The sequence below is a fragment of the Jannaschia sp. M317 genome, from assembly GCF_025141175.1.
GTDB lineage: Bacteria > Pseudomonadota > Alphaproteobacteria > Rhodobacterales > Rhodobacteraceae > Jannaschia.
Window position 1 is genome coordinate 2,485,031 of sequence record NZ_CP081155.1, and the last position, 18,900, is coordinate 2,503,930.

Annotated in this window: 19 protein-coding genes; 11 read left to right on the top strand and 8 right to left on the bottom strand. The window is 62.6% G+C overall.

Features of this window, described 5'->3' with window-relative positions; translation table 11 throughout:
• Window positions 1-42: 42 nt before the first annotated feature.
• From K3551_RS12625 to K3551_RS12640, 4 genes are all read right to left on the bottom strand, one after another.
• Entirely contained in the window at window positions 43-1,692 is a 1,650-nt protein-coding gene (locus K3551_RS12625) for an alpha-glucosidase (protein WP_259913693.1), read from the bottom strand.
• Between the two features lie 9 nt (window positions 1,693-1,701).
• The gene (locus K3551_RS12630; RefSeq protein WP_259913695.1) at window positions 1,702-2,844 is read right to left on the bottom strand and encodes a carbohydrate ABC transporter permease; all 1,143 of its coding nucleotides are present in this window, start codon (window positions 2,842-2,844) and stop codon (window positions 1,702-1,704) included.
• Window positions 2,844-3,821: a carbohydrate ABC transporter permease gene (locus K3551_RS12635; RefSeq protein ID WP_259913697.1), complete on the bottom strand. Its 978-nt coding sequence runs from the start codon at window positions 3,819-3,821 to the stop codon at window positions 2,844-2,846. The genes K3551_RS12630 and K3551_RS12635 overlap by 1 nt, the downstream gene beginning before the upstream one ends.
• 120 nt (window positions 3,822-3,941) lie before the next feature.
• Window positions 3,942-5,297, bottom strand: coding sequence for an ABC transporter substrate-binding protein (locus K3551_RS12640; RefSeq protein WP_259913699.1), 1,356 nt, complete (start codon window positions 5,295-5,297; stop codon window positions 3,942-3,944).
• Between the two features lie 288 nt (window positions 5,298-5,585).
• Between K3551_RS12640 and K3551_RS12645 the strand changes: the two genes are divergently transcribed.
• From K3551_RS12645 to K3551_RS12690, 10 genes are all read left to right on the top strand, one after another.
• Entirely contained in the window at window positions 5,586-6,614 is a 1,029-nt protein-coding gene (locus K3551_RS12645; protein ID WP_259913700.1) for a substrate-binding domain-containing protein, read from the top strand.
• Between the two features lie 14 nt (window positions 6,615-6,628).
• Entirely contained in the window at window positions 6,629-7,960 is a 1,332-nt protein-coding gene (locus K3551_RS12650; RefSeq protein WP_259913701.1) for a GH1 family beta-glucosidase, read from the top strand.
• A 3-nt stretch (window positions 7,961-7,963) separates the two neighbouring features.
• On the top strand, window positions 7,964-8,926 hold the full coding sequence (locus tag K3551_RS12655) for a glucokinase (RefSeq protein ID WP_259913702.1): 963 nt from the start codon (window positions 7,964-7,966) through the stop codon (window positions 8,924-8,926).
• Between the two features lie 61 nt (window positions 8,927-8,987).
• On the top strand, window positions 8,988-9,290 hold the full coding sequence (locus tag K3551_RS12660; RefSeq protein ID WP_259913704.1) for an STAS domain-containing protein: 303 nt from the start codon (window positions 8,988-8,990) through the stop codon (window positions 9,288-9,290).
• Window positions 9,290-9,661 (top strand): response regulator, encoded by a 372-nt coding sequence (locus K3551_RS12665; protein ID WP_259913706.1) that lies wholly within the window; start codon window positions 9,290-9,292, stop codon window positions 9,659-9,661. Before K3551_RS12660 ends, K3551_RS12665 begins: the two co-directional genes overlap by 1 nt.
• On the top strand, window positions 9,661-11,814 hold the full coding sequence (locus K3551_RS12670; RefSeq protein WP_259913708.1) for a chemotaxis protein CheA: 2,154 nt from the start codon (window positions 9,661-9,663) through the stop codon (window positions 11,812-11,814). The genes K3551_RS12665 and K3551_RS12670 overlap by 1 nt, the downstream gene beginning before the upstream one ends.
• On the top strand, window positions 11,811-12,338 hold the full coding sequence (locus tag K3551_RS12675; protein WP_259913710.1) for a chemotaxis protein CheW: 528 nt from the start codon (window positions 11,811-11,813) through the stop codon (window positions 12,336-12,338). The genes K3551_RS12670 and K3551_RS12675 overlap by 4 nt, the downstream gene beginning before the upstream one ends.
• Window positions 12,335-13,174 carry a protein-glutamate O-methyltransferase CheR gene (locus tag K3551_RS12680; RefSeq protein WP_259913711.1) on the top strand — a complete coding sequence of 280 codons (840 nt, stop codon included), beginning with the start codon at window positions 12,335-12,337 and terminating at the stop codon, window positions 13,172-13,174. The genes K3551_RS12675 and K3551_RS12680 overlap by 4 nt, the downstream gene beginning before the upstream one ends.
• The gene (locus K3551_RS12685; protein WP_259913712.1) at window positions 13,174-13,560 is read left to right on the top strand and encodes a response regulator; all 387 of its coding nucleotides are present in this window, start codon (window positions 13,174-13,176) and stop codon (window positions 13,558-13,560) included. Before K3551_RS12680 ends, K3551_RS12685 begins: the two co-directional genes overlap by 1 nt.
• Window positions 13,557-13,904 (top strand): hypothetical protein, encoded by a 348-nt coding sequence (locus tag K3551_RS12690; RefSeq protein WP_259913715.1) that lies wholly within the window; start codon window positions 13,557-13,559, stop codon window positions 13,902-13,904. The genes K3551_RS12685 and K3551_RS12690 overlap by 4 nt, the downstream gene beginning before the upstream one ends.
• Window positions 13,905-13,913: 9 nt before the next feature.
• Here K3551_RS12690 and K3551_RS12695 read toward each other — a convergent pair whose 3' ends face one another.
• A complete protein-coding gene (locus tag K3551_RS12695; protein ID WP_259913717.1) occupies window positions 13,914-15,728 on the bottom strand; it encodes an ABC transporter ATP-binding protein/permease in 1,815 nt (604 codons plus the stop codon).
• A gap of 76 nt (window positions 15,729-15,804) precedes the next feature.
• Complete coding sequence (locus K3551_RS12700) at window positions 15,805-17,505, bottom strand: LysM peptidoglycan-binding domain-containing protein (protein WP_259913726.1); 1,701 nt, start codon at window positions 17,503-17,505, stop codon at window positions 15,805-15,807.
• Between the two features lie 116 nt (window positions 17,506-17,621).
• Between K3551_RS12700 and K3551_RS12705 the strand changes: the two genes are divergently transcribed.
• On the top strand, window positions 17,622-18,158 hold the full coding sequence (locus tag K3551_RS12705; RefSeq protein WP_259913728.1) for a TIGR00730 family Rossman fold protein: 537 nt from the start codon (window positions 17,622-17,624) through the stop codon (window positions 18,156-18,158).
• Here K3551_RS12705 and K3551_RS12710 read toward each other — a convergent pair.
• Window positions 18,155-18,613 carry a host attachment family protein gene (locus K3551_RS12710; RefSeq protein WP_259913729.1) on the bottom strand — a complete coding sequence of 153 codons (459 nt, stop codon included), beginning with the start codon at window positions 18,611-18,613 and terminating at the stop codon, window positions 18,155-18,157. The two genes, K3551_RS12705 and K3551_RS12710, sit on opposite strands and share 4 nt — an antisense overlap.
• Window positions 18,610-18,831, bottom strand: coding sequence for a hypothetical protein (locus K3551_RS12715; protein WP_259913731.1), 222 nt, complete (start codon window positions 18,829-18,831; stop codon window positions 18,610-18,612). The genes K3551_RS12710 and K3551_RS12715 overlap by 4 nt, the downstream gene beginning before the upstream one ends.
• Window positions 18,832-18,900: the final 69 nt, after the last annotated feature.

Below are 18,900 nucleotides of genomic sequence, written 5' to 3' on the forward strand. Positions count from 1 at the left end.
TTCGTTGTCGCGCCGCCGCGCAGGGGCGCGGCGGCGCCTGTGTCAGGCGTGCTTGAGCAGCGTGTATTGCCAGGGGCCAAGTGCCAGCCCACCTGCCCCGGTGCGGCGGCCCGGATCGGTGCCGCCAATATCTTCAACAAAGGTCCAGTCGCCCTCGGGCACATGAACGCTGGCCATGCCGCCGCCCAGGTTGAAGGCACAGAACCACCGTTCGCCGTTATGCGCGCGTTCGAACGTCAGCAGATCGCCGTCGGCGTGCAGACCGTCCTGAGACCCCAGGCGCAGTGCCTCTGACCCGGTGCGCAGCGCGATGACCCGGCGGTAGTGATGCAACAGGGCATCCGGCCGCGCCTCCTGGCTGGCGACGGAATTGCCCAGATGTTCATGGGCCACCGGTAGCCAGGGCTTTACCTCGGAAAAGCCGCCGTGCTCGTCCTGCGCCTCCCAGACCATGGGTGTGCGGCAGCCATCGCGGCCCTTGTACTCGGGCCAGAATTCGATGCCGTAGGGATCCTGCAGGTCCTCATAGGCCACGCGCGCCTCGTTCAGGCCCAATTCCTCGCCCTGATACAGGCAGACCGAGCCGCGCAGCACCTGCAGCAGCGTCGCGTAGCATTTCGCACCCTGCTCATCCAGGTCCCAGCGGGACACGTGGCGGGTGACATCGTGGTTCGACAGCGCCCAGCAGGCCCAGCCGTCCGGGGCCTGGGTTTCCAGCTTGTCGAACACCTCGGCCACGCGCCCGGCGGTCAGCAGGTCACCAGCCAGGAAATCGAAGGCATAGCACATCTGCACGCCTTCCTTGTCCTTGGTGTACTGCCCCAGCAGGTCCATCCCCAACTGCGCATCGCCCACCTCGCCCACGGCACAGGCGCCGTATTCATCCAGCAGCGTGCGGAAGCGTTTCAGAAACTCCAGGTTTTCCGGCTGGTTCTTGGAATACAGGTGTTCCTGGTGGTTGTATGGGTTCACCGCAGGCGCGATCTTGGCATTGCGCCGCTCGGGCGGCAGGGCCGGATTGTCGCGCAGATCCTTGTCGGCGAAATAGAAGTTGATCGTGTCCAGACGGAAGCCGTCGACGCCACGCTCCAGCCAGAACCGGGTCACGTCCAGAAGGGCATCCTGCACATCCATGTTGTGAAAGTTCAGGTCCGGTTGGGACGTCAGAAAGTTGTGCAGGTAGTACTGCAGACGGCGCCCGTCCCAATGCCAGGCAGTGCCGCCAAAGATGGACAGCCAGTTGTTGGGCGGCGTGCCGTCGGGCTTGGGGTCGGCCCAGACGTACCAATCCGCCTTGTCGTTGGTGCGGTTGGCGCGGCTTTCCTGGAACCAGGGATGCGCGTCCGAGGAATGCGAAAGGACCAGATCGATCATCACCCGCACGCCGTGGCGGTGGGCGGTTTCGACCATTCTGTCGAAATCCTCCAGCGTGCCGAACATGGGGTCGACATCGCGATAATCGCTGACGTCGTAGCCGAAGTCCTTCATCGGAGAGGTGAAGAACGGGCTGATCCAGATGGCGTCCACGCCCAGCGAGGCGACATAGGGCAGCCGATCGGTGATCCCGTTCAGGTCGCCGATGCCGTCGCCGGTCGTGTCTTGATATGACCGGGGATAGATCTGGTAGATGACGCCCCCGCGCCACCAATCGGGATTGGCGGCGAGGGGCAGCGTTGCAGCGGTGGCAGTCATGCAGGTGTCCTATTTCACAGAGCCGGCCAGAAGGCCGCGCACGAGGTAGCGTTGCATCGTGAAGAACACGATCAGCGGAACCGCGATAGAGACGAAGGCGGCAGCTGCCAAGATGCCCCAGTCCCCCCCGCGCGACCCCAACAGATCATCGGCGATCTTCACGGTCATCACCCAGCTTTCGCTGTTTGACGGAAGAAAGACTTTCGCAACCAGCAGATCGTTCCACGTCCAAAGGAACTGAAAGATCGCGAAACTGGCAAGTGCCGGGAAACTGAGCGGCAGGACGATCTTGGTGAACACCATGAAGTCGGTCGCACCATCGACCTTTGCGCTTTCGATGATGTCACGCGGCAGGCCAACCATGTAGTTTCGCAGCAGATAAATCGCGAGCGGTAGCCCGAAACCGGTATGGGCGAACCATATCCCGTAAAAGCTTTGGCCGATGCCGATCTGATTATGGAACTTCAACATCGGAACCAGGGCCAGTTGAAGCGGCACGACCAGCAGGCCCACGATGATCGCGATGATGGTCCCTCGGAACGGGAAATCCATCCAGGCCAGCGCATAGGCCGCGAAAGCCGCGATCAGGATCGGGATGATCGTCGCCGGGATCGTCACCGTCAGCGTGTTGATAAACGCCACGTCCATGCCGTTGGAAAACAGGATGGATTCATAGTTGCCGGTCGAGAAACTGGGCGGCACCTCGGTCCCGAAGTAGAGCGTGGGATTGCGGCTCGGGGCCGTGTCCCCTGGATCCAGATAGCGGTAATCGCCATTGGCCTCGACCGTCAGGGTGCGGCCGCGGACCAGCTCTCCGGTGACGCCGGGTTCAAAGGCCGTCGGTTCCGCGCGGCGGCCACCAAAGGCGGTGATCTCGCCCGCGCCTTCGTCGCCGAAGACGTTGCCTTCCAGCAGCCAGCCTTCGGGCGTCTGAACGAAGTCGCCCTCGGCCCCCACGGCAAAATTCTGTTCCGTCCCAAAGGGCGCGTTCCACCAGCCGGAACTGGAAATCGCATCCCGGTCCCGGAACGACGACACCAACAGGCCCACCGTCGGGATCAGCCAGAGAACAACCAGGAAGATCACCGACAGGTTGGTGACCAGCGACAGCGAGCTTTTGGCGCCCGCGATTCCGTCGTCAGAAGCGGCCATCAGCGGACCTCCTTACGGGCTTGCACGATATTCCAGATCATCACCGGCAGGACGATCAACATGATGACAAAGGCCACCGCCGTTGCGCGTCCGTCGTCGCGGAACATGTATTCCATCATGTAGCTTGGCAGGATCTGCGTGCCGAAGTTGCCGCCGGTCATCGTGTAGACGATGTCAAAGACCTTCAGCACAAGGATGGTGATCGTCGTCCAGACCACGACGATCGTCCCCATGATCTGCGGGATCTTGATCTTGAAGAAGATCTGCACCGGGCTGGCCCCGTCGATGATCGCCGCCTCGATGGTTTCCTCGGGGATACCGCGTAGCGCCGCAGACAGGATGACCATCGCGAACCCGGTCTGGATCCAGACCAGGATCACCATCAGGAAAAAGTTGTTCCAGAATCCGACCTGCAGCGGGTCAATGGGGGACATGCCGATGGTGTCGCGGATCGCGTTGATGATCCCGATTTCCGGGTCGACGGCATAGACGAACTTCCAGATCAGCGATGCGCCCACAAAGCTGATCGCCATCGGCATGAAGATCAGCGACTTGGCGATATTGCCCCAGGACAGACGGTCCGTCAGCTGGGCAACCAGCAACCCAAGGAAGGTTGCGGCGGCGGGCACGAAAAGGACCCAGAGAAAATTGTTGAACAGCGCGGTGCGAAACTCCGTATCGCCGAACAGGGCACCGTAGTTTCCGAGCCCGATGAAATCGGTGCCCGCGCGGTTGAAAAGCGACCGGTAGAAGCTGCCGAATACAGGATAGACAAGATACAGCGTCAGCGCGGCCAAAGCAGGCAGAAGAAACAGCCAGGGCCGGATCTGATTGGCGCGGTTGATGTTGCGGCCCGCGTTTGGCCCCTTGGGTGGAAACAGAACCTTGTCGAGGACGAGGTTCGACGTCCAGAAATAGCCGATACATCCGCCGACGCCGATGATGACGGTCAGAATGCCCTGCAAAAGCGGAGACATGGCCGGTCCTCCCATGTTCGGGTGAAAAACGTCTCTGGGCCAGTCTCCCCACCGGGCCCGGACCTTTGGCGATCCGCCCCCCGCGTGCAGGGGGCGGATCCTGTCATGGAACCCGAAGGATCAGTTCAGGGCGTCCCAACGCTCCTGGATGGACTTGGCGACGTCAGCGGCGTCCGTGCCGGTGACATAGTCGACCATGCCGGTCCAGAAGGCACCGGCCCCGATTTCGCCCGGCATCAGGTCAGACGCGTCAAAGCGGAACGTGGTCGCATCGGCCAGGATCTGACCCTGGGCACGCAGGCTGTCGCTCTCGTAGGCGTCCAGGTTGACGCCCGCGTGGGCCGTCAGGAAACCGCCCTGGGCCATCCACAGCTCATGCGCCAGCGGCAGCTTGAGGAATTCGATCAGCGCGTTCGCGCCCTCGGAGGGGTTGGTGATCGAGAACAGCGTACCGGCACCCAGCACCGGCTTGCCCAGATCCTTGTCGGCATAGGCGGGGAAGTAGAAGAAATCCGCGTCCTCGCCCATCTGCGTACCTTCGGGGAAGAAGGCCGGGATGAACGATGCCTGACGATGCATGTAGCAGGTGGGCGGAATTTCGAACAGACCGGTGGGGCTGTCGCGGAAATCGGTGTTGGCCACCGCCTGCGCGCCGCCGTCCACATAGTCGTCGTTGCGTGCGAAGGCCCCGAACTCTTCGATGGCGGCGATGACCTTGGGGTCGTCGAACTTCATCTCGTTGGAAACCCAGGCGTCGTAGTCAGCCGGCGACTGCGTGCGCAGCATCATGTCCTCGACCCAGTCGGTCGCGGGCCAGCCGGTTGCCGCACCCGATCCCAGACCGATGCACCAGGGCGTTGCGCCGTCGGCGACAATCTGGTCGGTCAGCGCCTTGAGCTCTTCCATCGACTCGGGGATGTCGTAGCCAGCTTCGTCGAAGGCAGCAGGCGAATACCAGACCAGCGATTTCAGATCGACACGGTAGAACATGCCGAACAGCTGATCATTGCCGTCCGCATCCGCATAGGTGCCCAGGTCGACCCAGGACTGACCCGCGGCAAAGTTCTCGGCAACCCAGTCGGCCGTCCCATCGGGCAGCGGCGACAAGAGCCCCTGCGACGCCATGTCGGCGGCCAGACCCGGCTGCGGGAACACGGCAAGGTTCGGCGCGGACCCGGCGCGCGTCGAGATGACGATGTCCTGCTCGAAGCTGTCGGAGCCGGAGTAATTGACCTCTGCCCCGGTGGCATCGGCAAAGAAGGCCATGATGATGTCGAACTTGGCCTTTTCGTCGCCAGTCCAGGGGCCGGTCACGGTGACCGACTCACCCGTCAGATCGGTGGCCTCGGCGAAGGCGTTGTAGCTGTCCCAGTCGAAGGGACCTTCACCCGGTGCGAATGCGGCGGTGTGGCCATCGGCATAGGCTGCACCGGCAAAGAGCACCGCAATGGCGGTGCTGCTGGCAAGTTTCTTCATATTTCCTCCCTAGCGGACCCTCGTCCGCGTCTTCTGTCATGCCGGTTCGACCCGGCCTCTCCCGTCCGGTCAGGAAGTTTTCCAAACCGCTTTGACACCTTCACCAATCTGCCTTGTGGTGGCAAAAGTCAACTGTGGTCGTTCGGCGCAAACTAGGTTTTCATACGGTTTTTTCAGTTGCAACTGATCGCTGGTTCGGGGCAACCCAAGGGGGAAAGATGCCATTGGAGGGGCGTTTTTCAAAACGATTTGGGTACAGCCCGCAAGGCACCTAAGGGGAGAAGACACGTGAACCTCAAGGAATTTTCCGAGTTGCTGGGCCTGTCGCCCACCACGGTCAGCCGTGCGCTCGGCGGCTATCCGGAGGTCAAGGAAGAGACACGGCGCAAGGTCGCCGTTGCCGCGCGTGAACACAACTACCGACCGAATCGCCGCGCCGCCTCACTTGCGACAGGGCGCGCGATGGCAATCGGCCACGTGATTCCGACCGCGCTGAACCATGAGATGGTGAACCCGGTGTTTGCGGATTTCTTGGCCGGTGCAGGCGAGATCTACGCGGCCGCGAACTACGATCTGATCCTGTCGGTCGTGGCCGACGGGGATGAGCTGCGAGCCTATCGGCAGATGGCCTCGACCGGCAGTGTGGATGGCATCATCGTTCATGGCCCCCGCGTCGAGGAACGCCGTATCGACCTGCTGCGCGATATCGGTCTGCCGTTCGTGGTGCATGGCCGCGCGCCGGTCGAGCCGACCGATTATAACTTTGTGGACGTGGACAACGTGCGTTCGTTCCGTCGGGCAACCGATCTTCTGCTCGACCTCGGGCACCGGCGCATCGCCCTGCTCAATGGTCACGAAGTCATGGATTTCGCGCGCCGCCGTCGCGACGGGTATGTGTCTGCCCTGACGGCCCGGGGGGTGCAGATGCGGCCGGACCTGATGTTCCAAGGCGAGATGTCCGAGCAGAACGGCTTCCGCGCGGCTCAGTCGATGTTGGTCGGGCCGGAACCACCGACGGCCTTCATCGTCTCGTCTCTGATCATGGCGATGGGCGTTCAACGGGCCGCCCATGATATCGGACTGACGATCGGGCGCGACGTGTCGGTTGTCACCCATGACGACATGCTTGGATATCTTGGCAATGGTGAGGATATTCCGATCTTTACCGCCACCCGTTCCTCCGTGCGTGCGGCCGGCCGCCGGTGCGCCGAAATCCTGCTGGATCGTATCGCCCACCCCGGTGCCGCGCCGGTTCAGGAGGTATGGGAAAGCGACCTGATAATGGGGGCCTCTACGGGGCCCGCACCGCCCTCCTGACATCTGGACCTCTTATGACCAAACATCGTGACGCCTTCACCGTCAGCCGCTCGGATTTTCCCGAAGGGTTTCTTTTTGCCACCGCGACCTCGGCCTATCAGATCGAGGGGCATCAGTTCGGCGGTGCCGGGCCAACCCATTGGGACAGTTTCGCGCGGCAGCCCGGCAAGGTCTACAAGGGGCAGACCGGCGCGCTGGCCTGTGATCATTACCACCGTTGGGAAGGGGACCTGGATCTGATCCGGGATGCAGGTCTGGACGCGTATCGGTTCTCGACCTCCTGGGCGCGGGTGATGCCGGACGGCAAGACCCTGAACCCCGAGGGGATGGATTTCTACGACCGACTGGTCGACGGCATGCTGGAACGCGGCATCAAGCCGATGGCCACGCTGTATCATTGGGAACTGCCGCAGGCCCTGGCCGACAAGGGCGGCTGGACATCCCGCGAGATACCGCAGCGGTTCGCCGATTACAGCCACAAGATCGCCGCGCGCCTTGGGGATCGGTTGTGGTCGACGGCCCCCGTGAACGAGCCGTGGTGCGTCGCCTGGCTGTCGCACTACGAAGGATACCATGCGCCGGGCCTGGCCGACCTGCGGTCCGCCGCGCGGGCCATGCATCACGTCGCCCTGGCCCATGGCTTGTCGGTCGAGGCCCTGCGGGACGAAGGTGTTCAGAACGTCGGCGCCGCCTGCAACATGGAATACGCCCTGCCCGCCACCGACCGCGACGCGGACGTCGAGGCGGCCCAGCTCTATGACGGGATCTACAACCGCTGGTTCGTCGGCGCGATGATGAAGGGGGCCTACCCCGAAGACGTCCTGGAAGGGTTGTCCCCCCACATGCCCGAGGGGTGGCAGGACGATATGGCGCTGATTTCGCAGCCACTCGATTGGATGGGGATCAACTATTACACTTGCAAGCGGATGATCCGATCCAAGGGCGACTGGCCCGCCTATGGCACCGTCGACGGCCCCCTGCCCAAGACCGACATGGGGTGGGAAATCTGCCCCGAAGGCTTTGACTGGCTGCTGCGCCGCACCGCCGAGGAATACACCGGTGATCTGCCGCTTTATGTCACCGAAAACGGCATGGCGAACGCAGAACCGGCGGATCTGTCGGATCATGCCCGCATCGATTACATCGACCGGCACCTGGAAATGGCGCGCGACATGGTGCGCGACGGCGTCCCGCTCAGGGGGTACACGATCTGGTCGCTGCTGGATAATTACGAATGGACATTGGGTTATGACAAGCGGTTCGGGCTGGTGCATATCGACTTCGACAGCCTCGACCGCACGCCCAAAGCCAGCTATCACGCGCTCGCCCGGGCGCTGGAAAGGTAAGCCATGACCGATCCCCTTTACATGTTGGCCGATGTCGGTGGCACGAACACACGCGTGGCGCTTAGCCATGGCGGGACCGTTCTGCCGGACACCATCCGCCGGTATCGCAACCGCGACTTCGCCAACCTGGCCCCCGTGTTGCGACAGTTTCGCACCGACCAAGGCGGCCCCAGCCCCGAAGGGGCCTGCGTCTGTGTCGCGGGACCGGTGGCCAATGGCGTCGGAGAGCTGACCAACCTCGACTGGTCCATCGACGCCACCCGCCTGGCCGAGGCGACGGGGGCCACGACCTGCGCCATTCTCAACGACCTGCAGGCCCAGGGACACGCGATCGGGCGCTTGTCCGACGATGCGTGCCAGGTCGTGATGGAAACGCCAGAGGGGGCCCAGGGCGCGCGCCTGGTAATCGGTGTCGGCACCGGATTTAATGCGGCCCCCGTGCACGACACGGCGGGCGGACGCTTTGTCCCCCCCTGCGAGGCCGGGCACGCGAACCTGCCCATCAACTCCGAAGCGGAGCTGCGGCTTTGCAATTTCGTCTCGACCGCGCATGGGTTTCCGGCGGTCGAAGACGTCCTGTCGGGGCGTGGCCTGGAACAGGTCTATCGCTGGTTGTCGCACGAAGCCGGTAGCAGCGACGAATTCCTTGCCGCCGAGATCATGGCCCGCATCGACAGCGATCCGCGTGCACGCGCCGCCGTGCAACAGTTCATCCGCATGATGGGGACGGTTGCGGGGAACCTGGCGCTGATCCATCTGCCGCTGGGGGGTGTCTATCTTGTCGGCGGCGTCGCGCGCGCCATGGCCCCCTACATGTCCGAAATGGGCTTTGCCGAGGCATTCCGGTCCAAGGGTCGTTTTTCCGGCTTCATGGGGAATTTCGGCGTCTCGCTGGTGGTCGACGATTACGCGGCGCTGACCGGCTGCGCGTCTTACCTGTCGGAGCAGAAAGCCCTGACCGGGTAACCGTTTGTTAGGGACCATTCAGCTAGGGGTGCGGAAACGTCCCCCTAGTCGGAGTGTCCCGGTGTCAGCCCCCCAAGAAGCCGAACCCCTCGTCCTGCGTCTGCCGGCGCGCCTCGACATTTCCGAGGCCGCCGCCCTCAGACGTTGGTATCTGGACATCACCGGCGATGCGATCCTGGACGCCTCTGGCGTGGACGTTCTGACGACCCCCTGCCTTCAGGTGATGATGTCGGGGCGCGATCACCTTGCCAAAACCGGTCACAGCCTGCGCATCACCGGGGCCTCCGCCGCCTTCATGGGCTGTCTGTCCACCCTGGGCGTCGCGGCAGGGCGTTTGACCAACCAGAGCGGGGGACCTGCCTGATGCATGTCCTCGCGATCGACGATAGCCGTACAATTCGTGATATGGTCCGTTTCACGCTAGAGCGGGAGGGCATCGAGACGTCGATGGCCGAAGACGGCGTCCACGGTATCGAAGTGCTGGAAGCCATGGACAAGAAACCGGACGCGATCCTGACGGACGTGAACATGCCGCGCCTGGACGGGTTCGGCTTCATCGAGAAGATCCGCAAAAACGACGCTTTCGCCGGAATCCCGATCCTGATCCTGACGACCGAAAGCGCGCGCGAGCTGAAACAGCGCGCCCGTGCCGCAGGCGCAACCGGTTGGATCGTAAAGCCATTCGACCCCGCTCGCCTTGTCGTCGCGTTGCGCACCGTCACCGGATTACGCTGATGGCTGACCCGATGGAGGAAATCCGCGCGACTTTCTTCGAGGAATGCAGCGAGCTTCTGGAACAGCTGGAGGCCGGGTTGCTCGCCCTTGAGGCTGGCGATCAGGACAACGACACAATCGATTCAGTCTTTCGGGCCGTGCATTCGATCAAGGGCGGCGCGGGGGCCTTCGACCTGGGCGATCTGGTCGGCTTTGCCCATTGCTTCGAGACGGTGCTGGATGGGCTGCGCGGCAACCGTCTTGCACCAACGCCAGATGTCGTCGCCGTTCTCTTGCGGTCGAGTGACCGGCTCGGCGACCTGGTCGCCAATGCGCGCGACGGCAAGACGGACCCCGCGGCGATGCCAGAGGATCTGGCCGCACTGGCAGACAGCCTGACAAACACGGATGAACAGGTGGGCTGGGATGACAGCTCGGATCTGGATTTTTCTCCGGTTCCGATAGACATTGATCCAGTGGCCGAGACCACTCAGACTCTGGCCGCACCAGACCAGTCTCGTCAGGTGTCAGATGCGCCCGCGCGCGTCGCTTTCAGCGGCCACTGGCGTCTCACTTTTGACCCGCTGCCCGACCTGCTCGAAAGCGGCAACGAACCGCTCTATCTGTTCCGTGCGCTGCAGGTGCTGGGAAGGATCCGCACAGAGGTCGATGAATCCGACCTTCCCCCGCTGGAGGATCTTGATCCCAAAGTTCTGCGTCTTGTCTGGACGGTCCATCTGATCCCGACGGCCGACGACCTGACCGAGACCGAAATCGCCAGCGTCTTCGAATTTGCTGACGACCTTTGCGTCTTGACCATCACGGCAGAGGATAGCCCCGTAGCAGGACAATCTGTCACCGACCGACCGGCAAAAACACCCCCCCCAGCGACAGCCTTGACCCAGCCCGAAAGCCTGGGCGCGCGCGGCAAGGAGAAATCCGCCCGGTCCAGCCTTTCCAGCACGATCCGCGTCGATCTGGACCGGATCGACCGGCTCGTAAACCTTGTGGGGGAATTGGTCATTAGCCAATCAATGCTGGCGCAAAGCATCGGTCGCGACGCCATGAACAGCAGCTCTGCCTCGGCGTCCGGACTGGATGAATTGCAGCAGTTGACGCGCGATATTCAGGACAGCGTCATGGCCATACGCGCGCAACCCGTGCGTTCGCTGTTCCAACGTATGACCCGGATCGTCCGCGAAGCGGCGCAGCTGACCGAAAAGAACGTGCGCATGATTACCGACGGCGAGACGACGGAGATCGACAAGACAGTGGTGGAACGCCTGGCCGATCCATTGACCCATATGATCCGCAACGCCATCGACCATGGGCTGGAATCGCCCGAAGCCCGTGCCGCAGCGGGCAAACCCCCAACCGGGACGGTCCATCTGCGGGCTCGTCAGCAATCGGATCGGGTCATCATCGAGGTCGGCGACGATGGACGCGGGATTGACCGTGCCAAGGTTCTGAAACGGGCGCTCGAACGCAATCTTGTCCCTGCCGACAGGCATCTTGATCCCTACGAGATCGACAGGCTGCTTTTTCTGCCCGGATTTTCCACAAACGAAGAGGTCTCCGCGCTGTCGGGTCGCGGCGTCGGCATGGACGTCGTGCATCGCGCGATCCGTGACCTGAACGGCACCATAGCGATATCTTCGACCGAAGGCGTCGGCTGCACCATCTCGATCAGCCTGCCTCTGACCCTTGCGATCCTGGACGGGATGATCGTGCGCACGGCGCGTCAACGCATGGTCATCCCGTTGTCTGCAATCATAGAAACCCAGACCGTGACTGCCGCGCGGATCGAACCGATGGGGGCCGGTCAACTTGTGGTGAAACTTCAGGACCGCTTCGTGCCCTTGATTGACCTGGCAGAAGGAATGGGGTTTTCGACCGACCGTGACAGCGCAGAGGTCGACGACGACAGTGCGCTGCTGTTTGTACAGCCCGAAGATATGGGACCATTCGCCCTGCGCGTGGACGCGATCGAGGCGCAGCGCCAAGTCGTCATCAAGGGTCTGGGCGACAGCTTCGGGCGAATCCCGTGTGTTTCGGCGGCGACGATCCTGGGCGACGGACAGGTCGCCCTCATCGTCGATCCGGGCGGCCTTATGCCAAGCGGGAGCCGTCCGCCCCACTCGGACCGCTTTCATCAGGAGGTGCGCATGCAATGACCGAACTTGCCCAGGAAACAAGTCAGGGCAGTGCCCCCGCCCGGATCGCCGACCAGACCAAGGATCCCATCGCGACCAGTGCGGAACTACTGACGTTTCAGTGCGGGGGGCGTGGTTATGCCGTCGATATTATGACCGTCCGCGAAATCCGCAGTTGGAGCCAGCCAACCCCCCTGCCCCATGCTCCGCCCTACATGCTGGGAATGGTCAATTTGCGCGGCTCGGTCCTGCCGGTGATGGATCTGGCACAAAGATTGGGTCAGGCACCGACGTCCGAAAGCGCCCGAAACGTGATCATCGTGATACAGCAGGGAAGTCGGGTGCATGGGCTCCTGGTGGATGCGGTGTCCGACATCGTGCACCCGTCCGTGGATCAGCTGCAGGATGTACCGCGCGTCGGTGTCGAAGCCACAGATGCAATGGCAGAGAAGCTTTTTGTCGTCGATGACGATATGATCCAGGTCTTGTCGGTCGACAACCTTCTACCTCTCCGGCCCGGCATGTCGGAGGATCTGCCGAGATGAGATCGCTGAGCGATGGCGAATTTCGCAGAATATCGGCCATCGCCAGGGAAGAAGCAGGTTTATACTTGCCGGCTGGAAAACGCGCGTTTGTCGCCTCTCGCTTGCAACGGCGGTTACGCGCAACGGGGATCGCCAGTTTCGCGACCTACGTTGACCATCTTGATGAATGCTCTGCCGCCGCCGAAGAGGAGCGCGCGAACCTTGTATCGGCGCTCACCACGAACGTGACCGGGATCTTTCGAGAACCGCATCACTTCGAACACCTCGCCCAGATCATGAGGCACCCGACCGAACGCGCCGACACAAGCTGCTGGCCGGTCCGTATCTGGTGCGCGGGCTGTTCTTCGGGGGAAGAGGCGCTGTCGATCGCGGCCACGGCCATGGCTGTACGGGGGACCGACTGGGCATCGACGGTTCGCATTCTGGCCACGGATATCGACAAGGATGTGCTCCGGCAGGCGACCAAAGACGGGGAGGATCCGCACATGTGCGACAAGCTGCGGTCGGGGGCGCGGATCCATGCACCAAAAGGGCGAATGCTGAGTGGCATGACCGTTCCGGGTCTGCGGCAGGCAATTACCTATATGTCCCATAACCTGTTGACGCCTCTGCCTGTTCAGAAACCGTTCGACGTTATCTTCTGTCGGAACGTGACGATCTATTTTCGGGCCGATGTTCAGAAACGTGTGCACGGTCTGCTACTGGACCGGCTCCGCGTCGGTGGTCTTTTGCTGGTGGGCCATTCGGAAAGGCTCGCGACAGAGGGCACGGGAATGCGGTTGATTGGTCAGACAGCCTATCGCAAGGATCAGGTGACCGTCGGAGGCGTCGTCTGATGGGTCTGAAGGATATGTTGAAGGTGCTGGTCGTCGATGACATGTCCACCAGCCGGGGCATCATCCTCCAGGCGCTGGATGGTCTGGGCATCCATCACGTCGAATACGCAGGTGACGGCAAGGCCGCGATGCTGCAGGCGCGCACGAACCGGCCACATCTTGTCATTTCAGACCTTTACATGCCGGGGGTGAATGGTCTGCAACTGCTGCAGCATCTGCGACGTGATCCTGCAACGCGACGGACCGGCTTCATTCTGACCACAGGGCGCAGCGAAAGGAAGGTCCTGGAAACCGGACGGTGCCTTGGGATGAACAATTTTCTCGCCAAACCATTCACCCCGGCGCAGTTGAAAATGGCCATCGAAGCCGTGGTCGGCCGACTTTGAGCGGCCCCGTCGATCCGATTTTTGCCCAAAGCGTCGGGGCGGAATGCCGAGCCGCGGCGGATCATCTGTGGTCGCTTCAGCAGGACCTGAGCGGTCTGCTGGATGGTGCCGTCGATCGTGACGCGCTTGTATCCCGGCTGCAGGTGATTGACGCGTTGCACCAGACGATGACCGATCTCTCGGCCCTCATGGCGGCCTTGGCAACGTCTCAGCAGCCAACCGTCTGGACCGATGCCCTGGGGGTCGTCCGACAGTCCACCTTGCGTGGACGGCTGGAACAGGACGGAAAACCAATGCCGGACACCGCCGCAGGGTCGCCAGACGACGATATCGACCTCTGGTAGCGCGGGGGTCTAAGCGGCCTCTTCCTCTGCCTGCTGGCGGTGCCACATGCTGGCATAGCGTCCGTGCAGGGCCAGCAAGTCGTCATGCGTACCCTCCTCGACGATGTGGCCCTTTTCCAGGACGACGATCCGATCCGCATCCACGACTGTCGACAGTCGGTGCGCGATGGTGATGACGGACCGTCCCTTTGACATCGCCCGCAGCTCCCCTTGAATTTCCTGCTCCGTTTCCGTGTCCAAAGCAGAGGTCGCTTCGTCGAGGAGCAGGATTGGAGGGTTTTTCAAAAGGGTGCGCGCTATGCCCACCCGCTGCTTTTCGCCCCCCGACAATTTCAACCCACGTTCGCCCACCGTCGTGTCAAAGCCGTCGGGCAGGCCACGAATGAACCCGTCGATCTTGGCCGCGCGCGCGGCCTCCTCGATTTCTGCATGGGTTGCTTCGGGGCGACCATAGGCGATGTTGTAGCGCAGCGTGTCGTTGAACAGAACAGTGTCCTGCGGCACCACCCCGATGCGCGCGTGCAGGCTTTCTTGCGTGACATCCCGCACGTCCTGTCCGTCGATCAAAACGGACCCTTGGTTCACATCGTAAAACCGGAACAACAATCGACCGATCGTTGATTTGCCCGAACCCGAGGGCCCCACGACCGCAACCGTCTCGCCCGCCTCTACGGACAGCGATACGCCCTGCAGGATCGGCCGTTCAGCATCGTATCCAAACCAGATGTCGCGGAATTCGATCTTGCCGCCAGTGACGTTCAACGCCCCTGCCTTCGGCTTGTCCTGCACTTCGGAAGGCTGTTCCAACAATCCGAACATCTCGCCCATATCCACCAGCGCCTGGCGTATTTCGCGATAAACGGTTCCAAGGAAGTTCAGCGGCATGGTGATCTGCACCATGTAGGCGTTGACCATGACGAAATCGCCGACGGTCAGATCCCCGGCCTGAACGCCGCGCGCGGCAAGGACCATGACCCCGACCAACCCCGCCGTGATCAGAACGGATTGGCCAAAATTCAGGAAAGCCAACGAATAAGACGTCTTCAACGCGGCCTGTTCATACAGCTCCATCGCGCCGTCATACCGCTCCGCCTCGCGGCGTTCGGCGCCGAAGTATTTCACGGTCTCGAAATTCAGCAGGCTATCGATGGCTTTCTGGTTCGCATCCGTATCCTGGTCGTTCATCTGCTTGCGAATACGAACCCGCCATTCTGTCACCTTGAACGTAAAGGCGACGTAGGCGGCGATCGTTGTCAGGACGATGATCAGATACCAAACGTCAAAGACAAAAAACAAAATGATGGAGATCAGCAGAAGCTCCAGCACGAGGGGCCCGATCGAGAATAGCAGGAATCGCAGCAGGAAATCGACACCCTTGACGCCGCGTTCGATGATCCGGCTCAACCCTCCGGTCTTGCGCGTGATGTGATAGCGCATCGACAGGCGGTGCATGTGGGTGAACGTTTCGGAGGCAAGCTGTCGCAGCGCCCGTTGCCCGACACGGGCAAAGATCACGTCGCGCAGCTGCTGAAACCCGATGTTGAGCGCGCGCGCCATGCCATAGGCGACCGTCAGGCCCACGGCCCCGACGCCCATGGTCCAGGCCGCCGTCGGCACATCGCCTGACAAACCGTCAACCGCAGCCTTGTAAAAGAACGGCGTGGTCACCGCGATGATCTTGGCCACCACCAACATGAACAGCGCACCGACCACGCGACGCTTCACCCAAGGTTGGCCATCAGGCCAGAGATAGGGCGCCACCCGGCGGATGATTTCAAGGCCGTTGGTCGGTGCCTCGGTCGTGGTCAAAGTCGTTCGGCGCATCCGGCCCCCGCCTGGCAGTGTCGCCGGACCTTATGATCTGCCCTTCGGGATGGAAACCCGCAACGGGGAAACCACTCTAGTTTCCGGTGCTTGAATCGCCATCCGCAGGCAGGGCAAAGACCTGTCCCGGATAGATCAGGTCGGGGTCGCGGATCAGACTGCGGTTGGCTTCGAAGATCTGCACGTATTGGACGCCATTGCCAAAATACCCCTCCGAGATCGCCCAGAGCGTATAGCCCGGCTGGACCGTGATCGCGGTCAGCCCGTCCCGCCGGGCCTGTCGCGCGATGTCGGGCGCGGTCCGTTGAAACGGCGTCTCGACCCGGCTGATGACGGTGCCGTCGATGCCAAGTTCATCAATCCGCAGGGTATACACACCGCTATCGACATTGGGCAGCGGCGAAGACCAGGCCCCGCCTTCGCCCACGCGCACGGTCTGAACCGGACGATTGTCCAGATAGATCCTCAGTTCCGCATCGCCAGAGCCGCGCCCCGTCAGTTGCACGTCCCCCGCCGCGTCATACGAAATGGCATCAATGCCCAGATCCTCGATCACCTCTGGCTGGGCGGCGGGTGGATCGCTGATCACGGTGACACCACCTGGCCCCACACGGAACAGCCGTGGCGGCACAGGCGCGGAGGCCACCTGAACAGCCGCCGCAGCGGGCGCCGGCGGCGCTATGGTTTCAGGCACCGCGGGGGGTGAAAGCGTCGTTGCCACATCCGCTGGTTCTGCGGGACCCGGTGCGGAAATCGCAGGGGCCACCGGGGGGCGCGTTGCGGCTGTGACCAAGGGTTCCGCCGGTGTCTCGACGTTGACGCCTTCGATGGGTTGTGGCTTGCCCGCGTCAGGCACCTCGGCAGGCTCGACGACAGGTTCGTTCGCGGCCGCGACGGTCGCGACGGGGGTCTCTGTGTCGGATGTCGGCGCGGTTGCCGCCAGCGCCGCAGGCTGAATGGGGGTCGTCGATTCCACCGGATCGGCTTCGACGATGATCTGGCCTTCGACCGCAATTTCCTCGGCGGCGGAGGGCGCCTCCTGCAATCGCTCAACCACGCCTGCATCTGCCTGCGCAATCACCACATTCGCCGTTCTTTCCGGGTCGGTTTGGGCGACGACAACGTCTGCAGGTACGGCGTCTTGAGGGGGTTCCACAACGTCGACGGAGGTGACCAGATCCCCTTCGGGTTCCGCGATGGAAGAGTCATCGCCCCCATCGGTCACCGGGGTCGCATCCGCGACCGAGCGGGTCGTGACCTCCGGGATGTCGGCCACCTCTGGCGCGGCTGGAAAGACGGGCGCGACGATAATGCTCTCGGCTGCGCGGGTGATCGTACCCTCGGCGTCCTCGGATTCGACCGTCAGGACCCGCGCCAGATCGGCGGTCGGAATGTCGAACAAGGCGACGAAATTCCCCTGCCCGTCGGTCTGGGACATCGCCACCTGTTCTCCATCCAGCAGCAGCGTCATCTTGGACGCCGCAGGCCCGGTTCCCGCAACGATCGCGGCCCCGGCGGCATCGACGCGCACCACGTCCAGCGTCGGCAAGGGGCCAGCCAAGGGCGCCGTGGGTACGTCAGGCGTTGCGACTGCGACCGGTGCGGGCACAGGCGCGGGTGTGGGTGTCGAGGTGGCCTCCGCCAACGGGACGTTTTCCGCGGCCCCCCCGTCGATTGAGGGTTCCGGCTCACCCTGCTGGCGCAGCATATAGCCGCCAACGCCCACTGCTACCACGCCAGCGGCCAAGAGCCCGCCCCAGACGGCATTCGTCGTCATACCAAACATCCCCATGCTGCCCGGTTGCACGGGCGTCGGAGAACTCTATCAATGGCAATCAGGCGGGTCAAAACCACAAGACCGTGTGGACCGTCGAAATACAAAGGACAGCACCCATGACCAAATCGATCTGCGTCTATTGCGGCTCCCGCGATGGGACCATGCCCATCTTTGCCGAGGCCGCAGAGGCGCTGGGCGCAGGCATCGCCAATCGGGGTTGGCGGCTGGTTTACGGGGCCGGTGACGTGGGGCTGATGGGTCGCGTCGCGCGCGCGGTGCAGGCCGGTGGCGGCGACACATTTGGCGTTATCCCGACGCACCTGCTGGACTGGGAGGTCGGCAAGACCGATCTGACGCGCTTTGTCGTGACCGAGACGATGCACGAGCGCAAGAAAGTCATGTTCATGAATGCCGATGCGGTCGTGGTTCTGCCGGGTGGGGCGGGGACGCTGGATGAATTCTTCGAAGTGCTGACCTGGCGCCAGCTGGGGCTGCACGAAAAGCCGATCATCCTGCTTAACATCGGCGGATGCTGGGACGACTTGCTGGCCGCACTGAACGGTATCGTCGCACGCGGCTTTGCCGATGCGACCCTGCTGGATTTCGTGCAGACGGCCCCGGATGTCGGGACCGCCCTACAGTTGCTGGCCTAGGCCGCGTCACGCAGCGCCCCGGTCACGATCTCTTCGATTTCGTGCACGGGGTGGTTGGTCAGGGTCTTGTCGACCGTCCCGATCAACTTGTCGCGGACCTCCTTGTGCATCTCGTCGCGGACAACGCCCAAGACCTGGGGTGAGGCAACGATCACCAGCTTCTCGAACTTGCCCGCATGCGCCATCTTGTACAGCTTGTCTGCCAGGTCGGCTGCAAAGCGTTCCTTTTGCAGCTCGTGAAAATCCGTGTCCTCGTAGGCGGAAACCCCGGATCCCGCGCTTTCCTGAACGCGGCCGCGTCGGTTTGCGGCCTGTTCGCGGGCCGGAGGGTTTTCCTCCTCGTCCTTGCGGATCAAGTCGAAGTTCGGGTTTTCGGCGTCGGTGCGATTGATCAGAAACAGGGCCTTTTCGCTGTCGGAAACGACGACCAGGGTGTTGTGCGGAATACCGGTCATGACAAATCCTCCCGGCTTGGTTCCTGTTCGGTCGATTTGGTCACGCGGGTCACACCTGCAACGCCCTGCCGGGTTGCGCGCTTCAGCGCATCCTCGGTCCCGACGTCCCGAGCGACCTGGCCGCCGTTGCGGCCTTGATGATCCGGGGTTTCGGGCATGTCTTCGATGAATTGGTCCGTTTCGCGGGTGCCATCGGTGGAGCGGTGTCTCTCAGCCATGTTGGTCCTCCTTCAGTTGCTTGGATGGACAACGCGCCGCCCCGTCCCTGCGTTCCGAGAAAACGAAAA

What these genes read in the sequence shown, in the direction of transcription:
- K3551_RS12625 (WP_259913693.1), bottom strand. Translation starts at nt 1,692, where the DNA reads ATGACTGCCACCGCTGCAACGCTGCCCCTCGCCGCCAATCCCGATTGG.
- K3551_RS12630 (WP_259913695.1), bottom strand. Translation starts at nt 2,844, where the DNA reads ATGGCCGCTTCTGACGACGGAATCGCGGGCGCCAAAAGCTCGCTGTCG.
- K3551_RS12635 (WP_259913697.1), bottom strand. Translation starts at nt 3,821, where the DNA reads ATGTCTCCGCTTTTGCAGGGCATTCTGACCGTCATCATCGGCGTCGGC.
- K3551_RS12640 (WP_259913699.1), bottom strand. Translation starts at nt 5,297, where the DNA reads ATGAAGAAACTTGCCAGCAGCACCGCCATTGCGGTGCTCTTTGCCGGT.
- K3551_RS12650 (WP_259913701.1), top strand. Translation starts at nt 6,629, where the DNA reads ATGACCAAACATCGTGACGCCTTCACCGTCAGCCGCTCGGATTTTCCC.
- K3551_RS12655 (WP_259913702.1), top strand. Translation starts at nt 7,964, where the DNA reads ATGACCGATCCCCTTTACATGTTGGCCGATGTCGGTGGCACGAACACA.
- K3551_RS12665 (WP_259913706.1), top strand. Translation starts at nt 9,290, where the DNA reads ATGCATGTCCTCGCGATCGACGATAGCCGTACAATTCGTGATATGGTC.
- K3551_RS12670 (WP_259913708.1), top strand. Translation starts at nt 9,661, where the DNA reads ATGGCTGACCCGATGGAGGAAATCCGCGCGACTTTCTTCGAGGAATGC.
- K3551_RS12675 (WP_259913710.1), top strand. Translation starts at nt 11,811, where the DNA reads ATGACCGAACTTGCCCAGGAAACAAGTCAGGGCAGTGCCCCCGCCCGG.
- K3551_RS12680 (WP_259913711.1), top strand. Translation starts at nt 12,335, where the DNA reads ATGAGATCGCTGAGCGATGGCGAATTTCGCAGAATATCGGCCATCGCC.
- K3551_RS12685 (WP_259913712.1), top strand. Translation starts at nt 13,174, where the DNA reads ATGGGTCTGAAGGATATGTTGAAGGTGCTGGTCGTCGATGACATGTCC.
- K3551_RS12695 (WP_259913717.1), bottom strand. Translation starts at nt 15,728, where the DNA reads ATGCGCCGAACGACTTTGACCACGACCGAGGCACCGACCAACGGCCTT.
- K3551_RS12700 (WP_259913726.1), bottom strand. Translation starts at nt 17,505, where the DNA reads ATGACGACGAATGCCGTCTGGGGCGGGCTCTTGGCCGCTGGCGTGGTA.
- K3551_RS12705 (WP_259913728.1), top strand. Translation starts at nt 17,622, where the DNA reads ATGACCAAATCGATCTGCGTCTATTGCGGCTCCCGCGATGGGACCATG.
- K3551_RS12710 (WP_259913729.1), bottom strand. Translation starts at nt 18,613, where the DNA reads ATGACCGGTATTCCGCACAACACCCTGGTCGTCGTTTCCGACAGCGAA.
- K3551_RS12715 (WP_259913731.1), bottom strand. Translation starts at nt 18,831, where the DNA reads ATGGCTGAGAGACACCGCTCCACCGATGGCACCCGCGAAACGGACCAA.